The following is a 17,826-nucleotide window of genomic DNA, read 5'->3' as shown; positions in this document are numbered from 1 at the left end:
AAGAATTGTTTTCTCAATTATTTTCGCTAATTTTGCAGATAAATTATTCAAAAATATATAAAATGGCTAAAAAAAGAACTGAAAAAAAGACCAAAACCTTTAGCGAAGCTATTGGTTTACAGTATATTTTCAACAATACTATCACTGACTTTTTCATAGGATTAGCCTTGGTAGTCATTGCTGTGGTTATCATCATCGCTATGATCTCCTTTCTCAACACAGGAGCCAATGACCAGAGTTTGCTCGAAAATCTGAAGCCAGGCGAATGGACCAACACGGAAAAACAGTTTCAGAACTACTGCGGATCCTGGGGAGCCATTGTATCCTATTGGCTCATTGTCATCAATTTCGGATTTCCAGCCTTCTTGCTCCCATTCTTTGTCATCATGGTGGGATTGCAGATGATGCATGCCTACAAGCTGAACCTGTGGAAATGGTTCTTCTGCATGATTGTGATCATACTATGGATGTCGGTAACCTTTGCCAAGTTCATCGCACCTATCATGCCAAGCCTCATCTTCAATCCGGGCGGAAAGCACGGACTCTTTGTCGTGCAGAATCTGGAGAACATCATGGGTCCTCCAGGACTTACTGCCATTCTTTTCTTCGTGGCGGTAGCATTCCTCACCTATCTCACCACTGAAACTATTACGGTTATCAGAAAAGCACTCAACCCTATCGGTTATATATCAAATAAGGTGAAATTTGAGATTACTAACCATGGAAAGAACAGGAAAGATACGGAAGCTATCGACGAGGTATACGCCAACGCAGCATATGGTGCTGGCACAGAGGATGAGAAAGAAGAATATAAGGAAGAAGAACCTGCCAAAGTCATCGACCTGAATCTGGATCCGGACCAGACTTTCGCAACCCCAGACACACCTTCTACGCCTGTTGAGCCAGAGGCAGACGGACAGGAAGCTACAGGAACAGAAGGTGATACGGAAAAAGATGAAACCATCGCTATAGCCAACGGCACGCTGAACGAGAATATGTCACTCATTGCACGTCAGCGCGAACTCCGTACAAAACGGGCTGAACGGGAAGCATTGGAAAAGCAAGCTGCCGAGGCTGCTGCAGCTTCTGAGCATATAGGTATGGACATCTCTGTAGCCACAGCCGACGAGAAGGCTACAGGCAACACCTTGAGCAATGCAGAAGTACTGAATACTCCGATCAATCCGAAGGAGCCGTTCACCAGATATAAATATCCGGTACTCAACCTTCTGAAGAAGTATGAGGATGACGGCGTATCCATCGATGAGGAAGAGCAGCGCGCCAACAAAAACCGCATCATCGAGGTGCTGGGCAACTTTGGCGTACAGATCAAAACCATCCGTGCTACGGTTGGTCCTACCATCACACTCTACGAAATCCAGCCTGCAGAAGGCGTACGTATCTCTAAGATCAAGAATCTGGAAGATGACATCGCCTTGAGTCTGGCAGCTCTCGGCATCCGTATCATCGCTCCTATTCCAGGTAAGGGAACCATCGGTATTGAGGTACCTAACGCAAAGGCGAACATCGTTAGTATGGAAAGTACTTTAAACTCAAAGAAATTCCAGGAAACCAAGATGGAGTTACCTATCGCTTTGGGTAAGACCATTACCAACGAAGTGTTTATGGTTGATTTGGCAAAGATTCCTCACCTGCTTGTTGCGGGTGCTACCGGACAGGGTAAATCTGTAGGGTTGAATGCCATCATCACCTCTTTATTATACAAGAAACATCCAAATGAACTCAAACTGGTTCTCATCGACCCTAAGAAAGTGGAGTTTAGCGTCTACTCCCGTATTGCCAATAAGTTTATGGCTGCGGTTCCTGATGAGGAAGAACCTATCATAACCGACGTAACCAAGGTGGTTAGAACCCTGAACAGTCTGTGTGTACTGATGGATAGCCGTTACGACTTGCTCAAAAAGGCAGGAGCACGTAACATCAAAGAATACAACCAGAAGTATATCAACCACAAGTTGAAGTTGACAGATGGACATGAGTATATGCCATACATCGTGGTGATTATAGATGAGTTCGGTGATCTGATCATGACAGCCGGCAAAGAAGTAGAACTTCCTATTGCCCGTATCGCCCAGCTGGCACGTGCCGTGGGTATCCACATGATTATTGCCACCCAGCGTCCTACAACCAGCATCATCACGGGTAATATCAAGGCTAACTTCCCTGGCCGTATCGCCTTTAAGGTTACATCTGCCATCGACTCAAAGACCATTCTTGACCGTACAGGAGCCAACCAGCTGATTGGTCGTGGTGATATGCTCTATCTCTGCGGCAACGAACCTGTACGTGTACAGTGTGCCTTTGTTGATACACCTGAAATCGAGCGCATCAACGAGTATATCTGCGAACAGCCTGGCCCTATCGAACCTATGGAGTTGCCAGAACCAGCTAATGATGAAGGAAGCGCAGGTGGAAGCGGCAGCATCAGTGCCCGCGAACTGGATCCGTTCTTCGAAGAGGCAGCCCATGCGATTGTTCTTTCACAGCAGGGTTCTACCAGCATGATCCAGCGCCGGTTCAGTATCGGCTATAACCGTGCAGGACGATTAATGGACCAGATGGAAGCTGCAGGCATCGTAGGTGCAGCACAGGGCAGCAAGCCTCGTGAGGTACTGATACAGGATGAAAACCAGCTTAATAATCTGTTAATGGCACTTCGAAACTCTTAATTTTAGTAAATAACTAAGGGTATGAAAGAAGATAATATTGGAAAAGGTTAAATTATTAAACCCTGAAGCCGTGAAAACGTCTAAGAGAGAAAAGACGTTTTTACGGCTTTATGATAGAGTATGAAATTTTAGAAGATATAACATAGAATTTTAAAAGAAAGGAAAAGATAAAAATGAAAAAGATTTTAGCATTGGCTTTCGTTGCAATGATGAGCATCGGAGCCATGGCGCAGACTGCGCAACAGGTACTTGATAAGACCGCTGCCGTTATTGGCAACAAAGGTGGAGCTAGCGCCAACTTCAAGATGAGCAGCTCTAAGTATGGATCAGCAAGCGGCAGTATTGCCATCAAAGGCAACAAGTTTAACGCCCGTACCCCGCAAGCCATCGTCTGGTTCAACGGCAAGACCCAGTGGACTTATCTAAAGAAAACCAACGAGGTGAATGTCAGCAACCCTACACAGGCTCAGCAGATGTCCATGAACCCTTATACCTTTATTAATATATATAAGACTGGTTATAAGTCAACGCTCAAGACAGCAGGCAGTAACTATGTAGTACATCTCGTTGCCAATAACCAGAAACGTTCTGTAGCCGAAATGTATATCACCATCAACAAAAAGACACATATTCCATCAGTTGTCAAGATGCGACAGGGCAATACCTGGAGTACCATCACGGTAAGTAACTTCAGAGCCAAGAGCGTTTCTAACAGCACATTCAATTTCAACAGCAAGGAATGTCCAGGAGCTGAAGTCATCGACCTGAGATAATCGCCTGAAATATCGTATAAAGTTTATTTTCAAATAAGATTCCCCGCCACAACCTTCCGGTAGCGTGACGGGGAATTACTTTTTCCAAAAGGGTTTTAGTATCAATAATTTCCAAAAGCGAATCATAGGATCTACCTTTTTGCACAACAAATCTTAAAACAACTATGCAATTGTAAAATATTCAAAAATACTTTGGAATTTTTGCAAAAATATTTGGCGGATACAAAAGAATTGCTTATCTTTGCAACAACAAATTATAACAACAAGTAATTATGAAACAGACAGAAGCCTATCAAAGACTCGTGGAGAAAGGTATCCGACCATCACTCCAGCGTATTGCCATCATGGATTGGCTTATTAATCATCCCACTCATCCAACTATCGAGGATGTGTACAAAGGATTAGCTGAAAGTATCCCAACATTGAGCAAGACAACCGTTTACAATACACTCAGAATGTTGAGTGAGCACAATGCGGCTCAAATGATCACAATCGATGAACATCGCGTGTGTTATGATGGAAATATTAAAAGCCACGTTCACTTCTATTGCAGAAATTGTGGCAAGGTAATTGACTTTTTCGGCGAACCTGCTCCAACAGTGGAACCAGGAAAGGAAATTGAAGGAAACATCGTATTGGAAGAACAGCTCTACTACAGAGGAATCTGTACAGAATGCGCTAAAAAAAGCGTAAAGTCACCTCTCACAGAGACTGTTCACTAATTCAAAAGACAATAATTATACAACAACATTTAAAACAAAAGCATTATGAAGAAAAAGTTTATTTGCACCGTTTGCGGTTACATTTACGAAGGTACAGAAGCACCTGAGAAGTGCCCTATCTGCAAGGCTCCAGCCAGCAAGTTCAAAGAGATGGAAGATGCAGTTGATGACGATATGACATTTGCTACCGTTCACGTTCTCGGTCAGGCATTTAAGGATAGCGTTAATGAAGACGTTATCAAGGGTTTGAAGGACCATTTCAATGGTGAGTGTGGCGAGGTAGGTATGTATCTTGCTATGGCACGCCAGGCAGATCGTGAAGGCTATCCTGAAATTGCAGAGGCTTACAAACGTTATGCCTATGAGGAGGCTGATCACGCTTCTCGTTTTGCAGAACTTCTCGGTGAGGTTTTGGGTGATACCAAGAGCAATCTCGAGGCTCGTATTGCAGCAGAGAAGGGTGCTTGTGAGGATAAGTTCCGCATTGCCAAGCTTGCTAAGGAGCAGGGTTCAGATGCTATCCACGATACCGTTCATGAGATGGCTAAGGATGAAGCCCGCCACTGTGCAGGTTTTGCAGGTCTCTACAAGAGATACTTCAAGTAATAGATTTTAAAAGACGTAACTTTAAAAATTATAATACTATTTAGTATTGTAAGTCAAGAAAACAGGAAAGCCGATTCTTGTATAGTAATATACTTGAATCGGCTTTCTTTATGTGATGATAAATATTGTTACTTTGTTTCAGGAACCAGGAACTTGTCTCCTGTTTGCTTAATAAGTTCCTTGGCATATTTCTCAGGATACCCAGGACGAACTGGGGTTGCACCTAATCCATAAGGAGTCTTCTCGAAACTGCCATCTTTTTTGGTTGGCTTGATAATCATGTCATTATACTTCACTACCATAAACTGGAAGAGCTGTTGCCAACGCGCCAACATCTGCTGTGCCTTCTCAATACCATAATCATTGAGATACTTGACAGCAGCCTGTGGATCCTGTGCATACAGTTCCTGAGCCTTAGCCTCAACACCTGGTTGTGCAGCAAAATAGCTGTTATCCAGACTATCACGAACCTCCTTCAAAGTTGGGAACATCTGGCTGTAACGAGGATAAACCATATTGCTGGTCATATTGCACACCCAGTAAGCATTCTTGAAACTGAAATTCACTGCATCTGCTCCCGGTGTGTTATAACACTCAGGACGAACTGTAGAAGAACAGTAGATTGGTGTGAACGCTACCATATTGGCATCATCATTACCAAACCAAAGAACACCGCCAATCTCTCTAGGCATCCATGAACGCATCTGGCTAACAAAAACAAAACCACTCTGCTGGGTGCTGACCGGTCGTTCGTTGAAGCACTGCTTTCCATCCACCTTAAACATCAATGGAGTTGGCCTGTAAGGCATCTGCCAGATACCACCCCCGATATCAGTGCCATCAGCAACAGAAAGAGGTGTACCCTCATAATGGTCACGCATGCAAGCCTCAACATCAGCAACACTCACCTTCTTGTTTGGAACCACCCAGAGAGGCATATCCTTCGCATTAGGATCCTTGCCCAAAGCCCAATCAAGATAAGGACTCATATCATAGAAATGATTCAAAAGAGCCCAAGCACGAGCATCGCAGAAACGACGTCCTGAGAAATCAGGCTTAGCATATGCCATTTTCCATGAGAAATCAGCATCCTTGCCCTGATACCATCCCTTACTGCGAGCAAAAGAAACGACATCCTTGGCATACATCACGTTTTTCTTGTCCTTCATATTGAACTTGCCGATGCGACTCTGGTTAGCATGTGCACAAACTGCATTATCAGGAATACGGAGAGCTACCCAAACCACGCCCTTAGAACCTGGTCCCTTGCCCATCATCTCCATAATCCAAGCTTCGTTCGGATCACAGATGGTAAAGGTCTCGCCTTCTGAATTATAGCCGTAAGTATTGGCGATGGTTGTCATCACTTTGATAGCCTCACGGGCTGTCTTACTACGCTGCAGGGCAACATAAATGAGTGAACCATAGTCCATGATACCTGTAGAATCAGCCATCTCCTCACGTCCACCATAAGTAGTTTCACCGATGGTGACCTGCCATTCATTGATATTGCCAATCACATTATAAGTCTCGGCAGCCTCCGGAATCTCACCATGATATTTATTGGTATCCCAATCGTAAATCTTACGCATCTCGCCCTTAGCATGCTTACCGGCAGGAAAATGACAGAGATTTTGGAACATACCATAGTCATCAGCACTATATGAACACATCACAGATCCATCAACCGATGCTTTTTTCCCTACTATAAAGTTGGTACATGCCTCAGCCTCAGAGACACTGCCCAACATAGCCACAGCCATCAAGGCAGAAGCAAAAATCTTATTCATAAAATATACCTTAATTTATATATACAAAAAGAGAAGAGCATTTGAATTCTTCACTCTTCCCTCTTCATTCTTCACTTATTCGCAAGCCTTGAAACTCATATCCAAGCCCTTCACACTATGTGTCAAGGCACCAACTGAGATGAAATCAACTCCCTGCTCTGCATAATCGCGGATGGTATCGTAAGTGATACCGCCAGAAGACTCAGTCTCATACTTACCTGCGATGATGTCTACTGCCTTCTTAGTATCAGGCACAGAGAAGTTATCGAGCATGATACGATTTACACCACCATGCTTCAATACCTGGTCAAGTTCATCGAAACTGCGAACCTCGATTTCAATCTTTAGGTCGAGGCCCTTCTCCTTCAGATAAGCATGGCAACGGTCGATTGCGTTATCGATACCACCAGCAAAATCGATATGGTTATCTTTCAAGAGAATCATATCAAAAAGACCAATGCGATGGTTCATACCACCACCAATCTTCACAGCCTGCTTCTCCAACATACGGAGACCTGGAGTAGTCTTACGGGTGTCAAGGATATGAGTCTTTGTACCCTCAAGACGCTTTACATACTTAGCAGTCATGGTAGCAATGCCACTCATACGCTGCATGATATTGAGCATCAAACGCTCTGTCTGGAGCAAAGAACGGGTCTTACCCTCTACAATCATTGCAATGTCACCCTTCTTAACATGGGTTCCATCCTGAAGCAACACTTCTACCTTCATGGTAGGATCGAAACGGGCAAATACCTTCTTTGCCATTTCAACACCTGCCAACACGCCATCTTCCTTGATAAGCAAGTGGCTCTTACCCATGGCGTCTTCTGGGATACAACACAAAGTTGTGTGGTCGCCATCACCGATATCCTCAGCAAATGCCAAGTCTATCAACTTGTCTTCTAATTGATCTACGCTTAACATATTATTAATGTTTATGTTTAATGTTTATTGATTACTTTTCCGTTCCACAGGGCACGAAGGATGCCTTCCTCATCGCGTTCCACCCGGATTTCGCCGCCTAACCATTCGGTCATCGGCAACTCCTCGCGAAACTCGAAGTAGTTCACCACCCTGTCCTCTTGTATTTCTACCACAGCCTGCTGCAATATCGAGCCATCCGGCAATATCACCTGATGGGCTCCGCATCTCCTCATTTCAGCCATATCTTAAACATCCAGACTAATTACTCGTCATCTGAATAGGTTTATCAGGCATAGAAACCGGTGCACTGGTCGGAGGCGCCAAAGCTCCATCCGGACGCGCTGGAACACTCGGACCTGGTATACGGGTCTTACGAGCTGTATCTACTTTTGCCGAATCAGAAGATGCTGCAGAAGAAGAAACCGGTGCCACCTTTTTAGGATGCATACGGATGAGACGAATCTTATTGACAAACATCAGTTTAAGAGTCGTCAAAGAACCGGCATCAGAACTGAAGCCACCCTCATTCAACATAAAGTACCCCTTTATACATTTGATTCCAAGGCTATCATTATCAGCGAGTTCTACACTATAGTGCTGAGCACTCTGAATATGAATTACAGTCTGTGCCACACTATCGTTCTTGAACTGAACAGCCAGCAAAGCGATGCCATCACGCATACCATCCTGGAAGATAAACTGCGATTCGAAATCAAGACGGAACCGGTCACCCTTATGGAAAGCAGTATCAGCTTCAATTTTAAAACTGCGACTGTTGAAGCCCTCATCAGGCGAGAATACCATCGAAGTAGCATCCTTCCAGATATTGGCAGTATCGCCAACAGCAGTAAGATTGTCAAAATCACTATTTCCTGTACTGTTTCCACCCAATGCAACCACCTCTTTATCCAATCTTTCTGCCAAATCCTTATACACATCATGCAGCAATTCTGTATGGCGCATATAATAAACCATCGAACTGTTGAAGTCTGCCGAGGTGACATCATGTTTCTTCAGTACAGCCTCGCGATAAGCCAGACTATTCTTCTCACTACCACCGTCTTCGTTCTGCGCCATAGCAAGAGCGATGTGATAATCGAAGAGAATATCCGTCATCTTTCCTTTAGAGAGCACATCTCTTGGCAGCGAAGGCTTGCAAGAAGCAAAGGCTGCACAAAAGGTTACTATCCAACAGAGATAAAGAAAAGCTTTCTTCATGATTACTTGTCCTCCTTATTTTCTTGAGATTGAGACTTTATCTTTTCTTCAGCAGTTTCAATAAAAGAAGAATCTTTAACCTTCTTCTCCTTATCATCACCTCCGAGAGCTTCCAGTTCTTTTCTACAGAAAAGCAAGAGAGAAATGATGCCGACTGATACACAGGAATCTGCAAAATTGAATACAGGATCGAAGAATGTACCATGCTGTCCACCCCAGAAAGGGAACCATTCAGGCCATGTATAGGTGAAGAACGGAAAGCGGAACATATCAACCACCTTGCCCATGAGCACGGGTGCATACCCCTCGCCGAAAGGCACAAGATAAGATACATAATAAGGTGAGGCACCGGTGAAGATAAGTCCGTAGAAGATGGAATCAATCATATTGCCGATTGCACCTGTCAGAACCAGCGCCACCAAAATGATGTATAACAAGCGATAGGTACCACGCTTAATGATGCGATGCAGATAAATGCTCAAAGCACAGATGGCTACCAGGCGCAACAGACTTAGCCAGAACTTGCCGATAAACGACATACCCCAAGCCATTCCGTTGTTCTCAACAAATTCGATATAAAACCAATCAGTAACACGAACAGACTCGCCAAGGCAAAAATGGGTCTTGATGTACACCTTGATAATCTGATCGATAACAAGAAGCACAACCACCATTGCCGTGACGAGCCATCCGTATTTAATTTTACTTGTTTTCTCCATTTATTACTTTTTTCTAGCCTCCTTAGAAGCTACACTCAAAGTGGCATGAGGTACAGCACGCAAACGCTCCTTAGGAATCAACTCACCTGTTTCGCGGTCAATACCATAGGTCTTGTTCTGGATACGAACCAAAGCTGCTTCCAATCCCTTGATGAACTTCTGCTGACGCTGGGCCATCTGGATGATTTCTTCTTTGCTTTGTGCTTCACTACCCTCCTCAAGAGCCTTGTAGGTTGGTGATGTATCTACCACATCATTACTGTCTGAGTGGTTCAGCTGAGCCATGCAATCATGATAAGTCTGCTTTGCCACCTTCAATTTCTCATCAATAATAGCGCGGAACTCCTCGAGCTCCTGATCGCTATAACGTAGTTTTTCGTTAGCCATAGATGTTATCTATTATGTTATTTGTTAATGTTTTTAGGAAATAAGGGCTAGAAAGTTAGAAGCAAGCAGTTTGGAAATGCTCCTAACTTCTAACTTCTAACTCCTAACTATTTAATTCTTCTCTACGAGAATGTTCAACTTAAAGTCATCAAACTCGGTCTCAACACCTGCGTTGTCACCGATTTCGATGCTGTCTGCTAATACCTGACCCTTGATGTAGTCGGCGAATGACTCGATGGCTGCGTTGGTCTCCTCATTAGGAGCCACAGTTACGTTGATGCGGTCGGTAATCTCCAGACCTGTCTCCTTGCGGAGGTTCTGGATACGGTTGATCAACTCACGAGCCATACCCTCCTTCTTCAATTCTGGGGTCAACTCTACCTCAAGCGCTACGGTCAGATTGCCCTCGTTAGATACGAGCCATCCTGGAATATCCTCAGAGATAATCTCCACGTCGGCTACCTCTACCACGGCTTCCTGTCCGTCGATATTCAATGTGATGTTGCCTGCCTTCTCAAAAGCTGCAATCTGGTCCTGATCGAGCGCTGACATCTGGGCAGCAACACCCTTCATCAGCTTGCCGAACTTCTTACCCATCACTCTAAAGTTACACTTCACCTTCTTTACGAGAATACCCTGACCCTCAATGAAGTTAACCTCCTTCACGTTCACCTCGTTCTTCAACAGTCCTGCTACTGCCTCGATGTGTGCCTTCTGTACATCATCTACTGCAGGAATCATGATCTGCTGGAGTGGCTGACGCACCTTGATGTTCACCTTGCGGCGCAAAGCCAATACCATAGAAGTAATCTTCTGGGCGATGGCCATACGCTCCTCCAGGTCGGCATCGATAGCAGCCTCATCAGCTACAGGGAACTTATCGAGATGTACGCTCTCCAACTCGCCGCCCAAGTCGTGATACAACTCGTCTGCATAGAATGGAGCGAATGGTGCCAGCAGCTTAGCCACTGTCATCAGGCAGGTATAGAGAGTCTGGTAAGCACTCAGCTTATCCTCGCTCATCTCCTTACCCCAGAAACGTTTACGGTTCAGACGAACGTACCAGTTAGAGAGGTCATCGTTGACGAAAGCATCGATGAGACGGCCTGCGCGGGTTGGATCATAGCCAGCCAACTCTCTGTCAACGCCCTTGATGAGGGTATTGAGTGAAGAGAGAATCCAGCGGTCAATCTCTGGGCACTTCTCGAATGGCACCTGAGCAGCCTCTGCATCGAAACCATCTACATTAGCATAGAGGGCGAAGAAGCTGTAGGTATTATATAAGGTACCGAAGAACTTACGACGGGTCTCGTCCACACCATTAGGGTCGAACTTGAGGTTGTCCCAAGGCTCGCTGTTGGTCATCATATAGAAACGAACAGGATCGGCACCATACTTATCAATCATCTCGAATGGGTTGGTTACGTTACCCACGTGCTTACTCATCTTGTTACCCTTGGCATCGAGAACGAGACCAGAAGAGATTACGTTCTTGAAGGCTACGCTATCGAATACCATGGTAGCGATGGCGTGCAGGGTAAAGAACCATCCACGGGTCTGATCCACGCCCTCGTTGATGAAGTCGGCTGGATAGAACTTAGGAGGAATAGCATATCCCTCGTAGGTGCTGTGGATGAGTGCATCGCGGTCTGCCTCTGTGCCACGGGCCATCTCACCCTCGAATGGGTAGTGGAGCTGGGCGTAAGGCATTGAACCTGAATCGAACCAAACGTCGATGAGGTCGCTCTCACGATACATTGGCTTGCCCTCCTCGTTAACCAATACAATCTTGTCAACGTATGGACGGTGGAGGTCAATCTTATCATAGTTCTCCTGACTGTAGTCGCCAGGAACGAAACCATTCTCCTTCAATGGGTTGCTCTGCATGATACCGGCAGCCACAGACTTCTCGATTTCAGCATAGAGTTCCTCAAGGCTGCCGATGCACTTCTCGCCACGGTTCTCGTCACGCCAGATTGGCAATGGAGTACCCCAGAAGCGGGAACGTGAAAGGTTCCAGTCGTTCAGGTTCTCAAGCCAGTTGCCGAAACGGCCTGTACCGGTGCTCTCAGGCTGCCAGTTGATGGTCTTGTTGAGTTCTACCATGCGCTCCTTGCGGGCTGTATCCTTGATAAACCAGCTATCCAATGGATAATAGAGGATAGGCTTGTCGGTACGCCAACAGTGAGGATAGTTGTGCACGTGCTTCTCGCTCTTGAAAGCCTTGCCCTCCTGCTTCAACTCGTAGCAGAGTACGATGTTCAGGTCTTCAGCCTTATCAGAAGCCTTCTTGTCCCAGACGCCATCCACATTAAACTGTGGGTCGTAGGCATTCTTCACGTAGCCGCCTGCGTGATGAGCATATGCCTCCTTGTTGACGCAAGCGTTCACGAAGTTGGCATCGAGGTCTTCGATGAGATAGAACTTACCCTGGAGGTCAACCATTGGGCGGGTCTCGCCCTTCTTATTAATAAGGTAGAGAGCTGGGATGTTGGCATCCTTAGCCACCTTGGCATCATCGGCACCGAATGTAGGAGCGATGTGCACGATACCTGTACCGTCATCGGTAGTAACGTAGTCGCCGAGGATTACGCGGAAAGCCTCACTCTCCATCTCGACGAACTGATCGCGACCATCCTCAGAAGCGAACACCTTCTCAGGATGAGCAGCAGCATATTCTGTTACGAAAGCCGGTGCGAAGAGATCAACCTTCTCGCATGGCTTTACCCATGGCAGGAGCTGCTCGTAGTGCATGCCTTCGAGGTCGGTACCCTTCATGTGGTCGATAATGCGCCATGGGCACTGCTTCTTCTCCTTGTCGAATGGCAGGAGATCGCCTTCCTTGCACTCCTGGTCTGCCTTCAGATAAGAACCTACCAGAGCCTCAGCCATCACGAGTGTCATAGGCTCGCCATTGTAGAGGTTGTAGGTCTCGATGGCTACATAGTCAATCTTAGGACCCACACAGAGAGCCACGTTTGATGGCAAAGTCCAAGGTGTAGTGGTCCATGCGATGAAGTATGGCTTGCCCCACTTGGTCCACTCAGCCTTAGGATCCTTGATGAGGAACTGGGCTGTGGTGGTGAGGTCCTTAACATCGCGATAGCAGCCAGGCTGGTTCAACTCGTGAGAGCTCAAGCCTGTACCTGCACCTGGAGAGTATGGCTGGATGGTGTAACCCTTGTAGAGCATCCCCTTGTTGTAGAGCTGCTTGAGGAGCCACCAGAGAGTCTCGATATACTTGTTATCGTAGGTGATATAAGGATGATCGAGATCTACGAAGTAACCCATCTTCTCAGTCAACTCGCGCCACTCAGCGGTGAACTTCATCACGTTCTCGCGGCACTTGTGGTTGTAATCCTCAGTAGAGATATACTTCTCTGAAGCCTTGTTGTCGATATCCTTCTTGGTGATGCCGAGTTCCTTCTCGACACCGAGTTCAACAGGGAGTCCGTGGGTATCCCATCCCGCCTTACGGTGAACCTGGAAACCCTTCATGGTCTTGTATCTGTTGAATGTATCCTTGATACTACGTGCCAACACGTGGTGAATACCCGGGTGGCCATTAGCTGATGGAGGTCCCTCGAAGAAGATAAACTGAGGGCAGCCTTCACGCTCGTCGATAGACTTGTGGAAGATATCATTTTTCTCCCACGCTGCTAGTACGTCATTGTTTGTCTGAGTCAAATTCAGACCGTTGTGCTCGGCAAATTTCTTAGCCATATTATCTATTTAAATTTTATATTGTTTTTACTTTTGGGCGCAAAGTTACAAAAAAAAAAGGTTTTACCCAAAATCTTTAATATATTTTCTACTTATATATACAAAAAAGACTCCTAAATGACTGAAAAATTGCTCTTTTCAAGTCATTTAGGAGTACTAAAACCTAAAATAAATGAAATATGATAAACTAAATGTTTCTAAAAGTAATGGCGGCTAACCATTGACTACTTGATAACAAACTTCTTGCCATTGCAGATGTACATACCTGGAGACAGGACATACTCTGCATCAGAAACCTTGTTCACTTCGGCTACCTTCACACCATTGATAGAGTAAATCTGCAACTTAGCAGGAGCCTTCTTGCAACCTACCTGGTTGATACCTGTTGAGGCAGACTCATTGGTCTTACCGTTGCGGTAATAAACTGCACCGTTCTCGAAAGCATTGGTCTTACCGTTGCGGTCATAAACTGCACCGTTGACGAAAGCAAAAGTTTCTGTCTGGTTGACACCATTACCATTATTGTTGAAGATAATATTAGTAGGAGCACCTGTCAAATCACCATCAAACTTCCACATCCAGACATCCAGACCATTCTTCTTCATGTCAGTCTTAGTACAGCTTACACCTGGCCAGGTACCACCGGTAAAGTTGTCTGCATCATTCCAAGCCCATACGTGGATGTCACTCCATTCTGCAGGAGCGAGGAAGTAAGCGAAGATACCTGTTGGAGTAGGAATAACTACCTCTTTTATCTTGGTGAAGGTTGCAGAACCAGTATTGGTTTCATTGTCAGTATTGGTTGCGCTCCAAGTTACAGTCTTGCTCTCGCCTTCCATCATGTCAGCACCGAGAGTGAAAGTAGCAGCCTTACCAGGAGTAAAAGCCACCTGCTCGCCATCACCAATCTTATACCAACCGCTCTTGGCATTGTTGCTGAGGGTTGCTGTTACGGAGATAGTCTTCTGGAAGTCACCACCATTAGGACTCAAAGTAACCTTGGCTGCAGTATTGACAGGAGCGTCAATCTTCTCATTGGTCTTACCGTTGCGGTCATAAACTGCACCGTTGACGAAAGCAAAAGTTTCTGTCTGGTTGACACCATTACCATTATTGTTGAAGATAATATTAGTAGGAGCACCTGTCAAATCACCATCAAACTTCCACATCCAGACATCCAGACCATTCTTCTTCATGTCAGTCTTGATACAGCTTACACCTGGCCAGGTACCACCGGTAAAGTTGTCTGCATCATTCCAAGCCCATACGTGGATGTCACTCCATTCTGCAGGAGCGAGGAAGTAAGCGAAGATACCTGTTGGAGTAGGAATAACTACCTCTTTTATCTTGTTGAAGGTTGCAGAACCAGTATTGGTTTCATTGTCAGTATTGGTTGCGCTCCAAGTTACAGTCTTGCTCTCGCCTTCCATCATGTCAGCACCGAGAGTAAAAGTAGCAGCCTTACCAGGAGTAAAAGCCACCTGCTCGCCATCACCAATCTTATACCAACCGCTCTTGGCATTGTTGCTGAGGGTTGCTGTTACGGAGATAGTCTTCTGGAAGTCACCACCATTAGGACTCAAAGTAACCTTGGCTGCAGTATTGACAGGAGCGTCAATCTTCTTGGCACTTGTACCACCATCATACTCCAAGTGGATATCGCCTGTGATACCAGTGATTTCACCAGACTGTGCACCATTTCCATTATTCAAGATGACATTGAAATTCTCTACGCCATCGAAAGAGTAAGTCCAGTATTTAGCACCATCAATCTCCACAGGACCGGCCATTACCTTACCAGGCCATGCGCCTGTCAAGTCTTTGCCGTCTGTACCTGTTGTCCAAGCATGGATGTGAGGAGCATTAGCAGCCTTTACATATACCATGATAGAAGCATTAGGATCTACCTTGGTGAAGGTCAAGCTACCGCTCTTCACTTTACCGTCCTGGCCCTCTGCGCTCCAATCAACAGTCTTGGTGTCGCCAAAGTTCATACCTTCGCCGATGGTAAGGTTCTCACTCACACCAGGAGTCAAGTTCACCTTATCCTGGCCTTGTATCTGATACCAACCAGACTTAGCGTCTTCAGAGAGAGTAACTGTCATGTTAATAGTCTCAGTGCGGAATGATCCACCTGCCTGTGAGAATGAAACGCTTGCAGGCTGAATAGGAGCCTCATCAATCCAAGTTGTACCAGCCTCTTCATTACCATCATAGGTCTGACCACCCTTATGCTGAGCAGCAGTTTCGTAGATGAAAGCGCCATCCTCAATGAGCTTGCCACCAGTCCAGTCTTTCACGAGTACGCGAACCTGACCCTGATTATTAGGAGCATCAACGGTGATAGTAGGACCTGTGTAAATCTTGCCTGTTACCAAGTCTGTATAAGTACCAGCTGGGCAATCTGTGAAAGTAGCACCACCATTGAGGGCTACGAGTGCATAGCTGTCCTTATAAGCACGCTTGAAAGCGATACCGCCATTGGCAGTGCAACCATCTGTAGTCCACTGACCCTTGCGGAGAGCAGGCACTGCCTGACGAATCTTGTTCAGACGGATGAGGTGCTGAGCCACATCATGATTCAAAGAGGCAGCCACATTACCAGAAGCCTTGTATTCACCGAAGTCTGATGCTTCTACATCACCTGTGATATAACCACCGAAGTAAGCACGACCGGTGTTAGAAAGAGGACCATTAGGACCTTTATCAATTACTACACCACGACGGAAACCTACCTCAGAACCATAATAGAGACATGGGATTCCACGGAAGGTAAACAAGAGAGAGAGGTTCTCAGCCCACTGAGCATCTGTACCACCGAAACGGTTGGTATCGCTTGGACCTGGACTATAGTCATGGCTATCTACATATACCACATTGAAAGTAGCGTCATTATAGCACTCGTCGCCGCTTGCCAAGCTGAAAGCCTGTTGGGCAGTGTTGTAGCTGTAGTGCATAGGGAAGTCAATGACGTTGAATCCGCTTGACTGAGAATAGTCTGGCTCGTGCCATGCACCATTGAGCATCTTGGCATTGTTGCTCTTTGGAGAAGTAGTCTCCTCCAAGCAAAGCAGTTGTGGGCCTACAGGCTCAGAACCCTCAGGAATCACCTGATTATCCCAGTAACTTTTGCTTCCATCCCATTTGTTGAGCAAGGCCTCGTCCGACTTCCAGGTATAGAAGTAGCAAGAGAGGTTTGCCTGACCTCTATAGGTTACATCGTTCATACGTGTACAAACCTCACCATACATAAAGAAAGGTGCCTTGTTCAAGCGCTTGTTCTCGTACTGCTTACCAAGTGCTTCAAATTGAGGGATAAACTCCTTGTTGAATGTCAAGCGGGAGATGTGGCCGGATGTATCAATACGGAAACCATCGACACCCATCTTGATAAACTGTCCATAGCAATCTACGAGATACTTAGCCACGTAGTCGTTCTCTGTGTTGAGATCCACACAATCACCAGCAATCTGACCCATCCAACGGCTTGGGAAGTCCCAGTTCCAGTTGTTGGCAGTATGGTGCCAATAGTTGTGTATATCGTGGTTATTGCCATCTGTATTCTTCATCAGGGCAAGACGACGCTGATACTGTATCTTTACATTGCCCAAGTAATCATTGCCCAACTTTCTCTCATCAGGGATCATACAAGCATCAATGTATGCTTGGTTACGAAGATGAGTATCACGGTCGAACATCTTGCAGAGCTTCTCCTCACCGAAGTTACTGGTGTGGTTGAGCACGATGTCAAGAATGATCTTGATACCCTTGGCGTGAGCCTTGTCGATGAGTTCCTGGAACATCACGTCACCGCTCTTTTTGCCGTCACCACTCTGATAGCGGCAGTCAACCTTAGAGAAATCCATGGCATGATAGCCGTGGTAGTCGTAACCAGAAGCGTTCTGTACGACAGGAGTAATCCAGATGGCAGTGAATCCAAGCGCCTTGATGTAGTCGAGCTTGTCAATCACACCCTGGAAGTCACCACGCCAACAAGGATCCTTGGTACTCTTCTGTGCTTCCTGGTTGTCCCAGCAGAGCACGTTGTTACTTGGATCTCCATCGTAAAAACGGGTGGTGATCATGAAATAGATACTTTCGTCTCGGAAATCAGTACGATTGCTGGTAAACGTGTCTGTAGCCATCGTCTGCATAGAGACCAACATGAGCATTAAAACCGCCCATAATTTTGCGACAAGTTTCTTCATAATGAAATTATTAAGTTAAAATTGAATAGTTGAATTATCTGCCGCAAAATTACAAACTATTTC

12 protein-coding genes are annotated in these 17,826 nt (G+C 45.8%); 4 read left to right on the top strand and 8 right to left on the bottom strand.

The features are described from left to right. The first annotated feature begins 62 nt into the window (after positions 1-62). From KUA48_RS00335 to KUA48_RS00320, 4 genes are all read left to right on the top strand, one after another. On the top strand, positions 63-2,690 hold the full coding sequence (locus KUA48_RS00335; protein WP_218433206.1) for a DNA translocase FtsK: 2,628 nt from the start codon (positions 63-65) through the stop codon (positions 2,688-2,690). Positions 2,691-2,863: 173 nt separating this feature from the next. Then, positions 2,864-3,463, top strand: a complete 600-nt coding sequence (locus KUA48_RS00330) for a LolA-like putative outer membrane lipoprotein chaperone (protein ID WP_022120965.1) — start codon at positions 2,864-2,866, stop codon at positions 3,461-3,463. Between the two features lie 272 nt (positions 3,464-3,735). After that, positions 3,736-4,185, top strand: a complete 450-nt coding sequence (locus tag KUA48_RS00325; protein ID WP_153073448.1) for a Fur family transcriptional regulator — start codon at positions 3,736-3,738, stop codon at positions 4,183-4,185. A 45-nt stretch (positions 4,186-4,230) separates the two neighbouring features. Continuing rightward, entirely contained in the window at positions 4,231-4,791 is a 561-nt protein-coding gene (locus KUA48_RS00320; protein WP_117586627.1) for an NADH peroxidase, read from the top strand. Positions 4,792-4,919: 128 nt separating this feature from the next. On the opposite strand, the gene KUA48_RS00315 is transcribed toward KUA48_RS00320, so the two are convergent. The 8 genes from KUA48_RS00315 to KUA48_RS00280 form a co-directional block, all read right to left on the bottom strand. Then, positions 4,920-6,554, bottom strand: coding sequence for a dipeptidase (locus KUA48_RS00315; RefSeq protein ID WP_371833712.1), 1,635 nt, complete (start codon positions 6,552-6,554; stop codon positions 4,920-4,922). Positions 6,555-6,656: 102 nt separating this feature from the next. Then, on the bottom strand, positions 6,657-7,508 hold the full coding sequence (gene nadC / locus KUA48_RS00310; RefSeq protein WP_006846832.1) for a carboxylating nicotinate-nucleotide diphosphorylase: 852 nt from the start codon (positions 7,506-7,508) through the stop codon (positions 6,657-6,659). A gap of 17 nt (positions 7,509-7,525) precedes the next feature. Then, on the bottom strand, positions 7,526-7,750 hold the full coding sequence (locus tag KUA48_RS00305; RefSeq protein ID WP_153086953.1) for a hypothetical protein: 225 nt from the start codon (positions 7,748-7,750) through the stop codon (positions 7,526-7,528). Between the two features lie 16 nt (positions 7,751-7,766). Continuing rightward, positions 7,767-8,726: a DUF4296 domain-containing protein gene (locus KUA48_RS00300; RefSeq protein ID WP_218433207.1), complete on the bottom strand. Its 960-nt coding sequence runs from the start codon at positions 8,724-8,726 to the stop codon at positions 7,767-7,769. Between the two features lie 2 nt (positions 8,727-8,728). Continuing rightward, positions 8,729-9,445: a lipoprotein signal peptidase gene (locus KUA48_RS00295; protein WP_153073450.1), complete on the bottom strand. Its 717-nt coding sequence runs from the start codon at positions 9,443-9,445 to the stop codon at positions 8,729-8,731. 3 nt (positions 9,446-9,448) lie between these two features. Further along, on the bottom strand, positions 9,449-9,832 hold the full coding sequence (locus KUA48_RS00290) for an RNA polymerase-binding protein DksA (protein WP_022120972.1): 384 nt from the start codon (positions 9,830-9,832) through the stop codon (positions 9,449-9,451). A 111-nt stretch (positions 9,833-9,943) separates the two neighbouring features. Beyond that, positions 9,944-13,555, bottom strand: a complete 3,612-nt coding sequence (gene ileS, locus KUA48_RS00285; RefSeq protein ID WP_218433208.1) for an isoleucine--tRNA ligase — start codon at positions 13,553-13,555, stop codon at positions 9,944-9,946. Positions 13,556-13,779: 224 nt separating this feature from the next. Next, positions 13,780-17,700: an alpha-amylase family glycosyl hydrolase gene (locus tag KUA48_RS00280; protein WP_369503289.1), complete on the bottom strand. Its 3,921-nt coding sequence runs from the start codon at positions 17,698-17,700 to the stop codon at positions 13,780-13,782. Between the last annotated feature and the right edge of the window lie 126 nt (positions 17,701-17,826).

Source organism: Segatella copri (genome assembly GCF_019249795.2).
Lineage (GTDB): Bacteria > Bacteroidota > Bacteroidia > Bacteroidales > Bacteroidaceae > Prevotella > Prevotella copri_B.
Note: the sequence above shows the minus strand (reverse complement) of the source record. Positions and strands in the feature narration are given on the sequence as shown.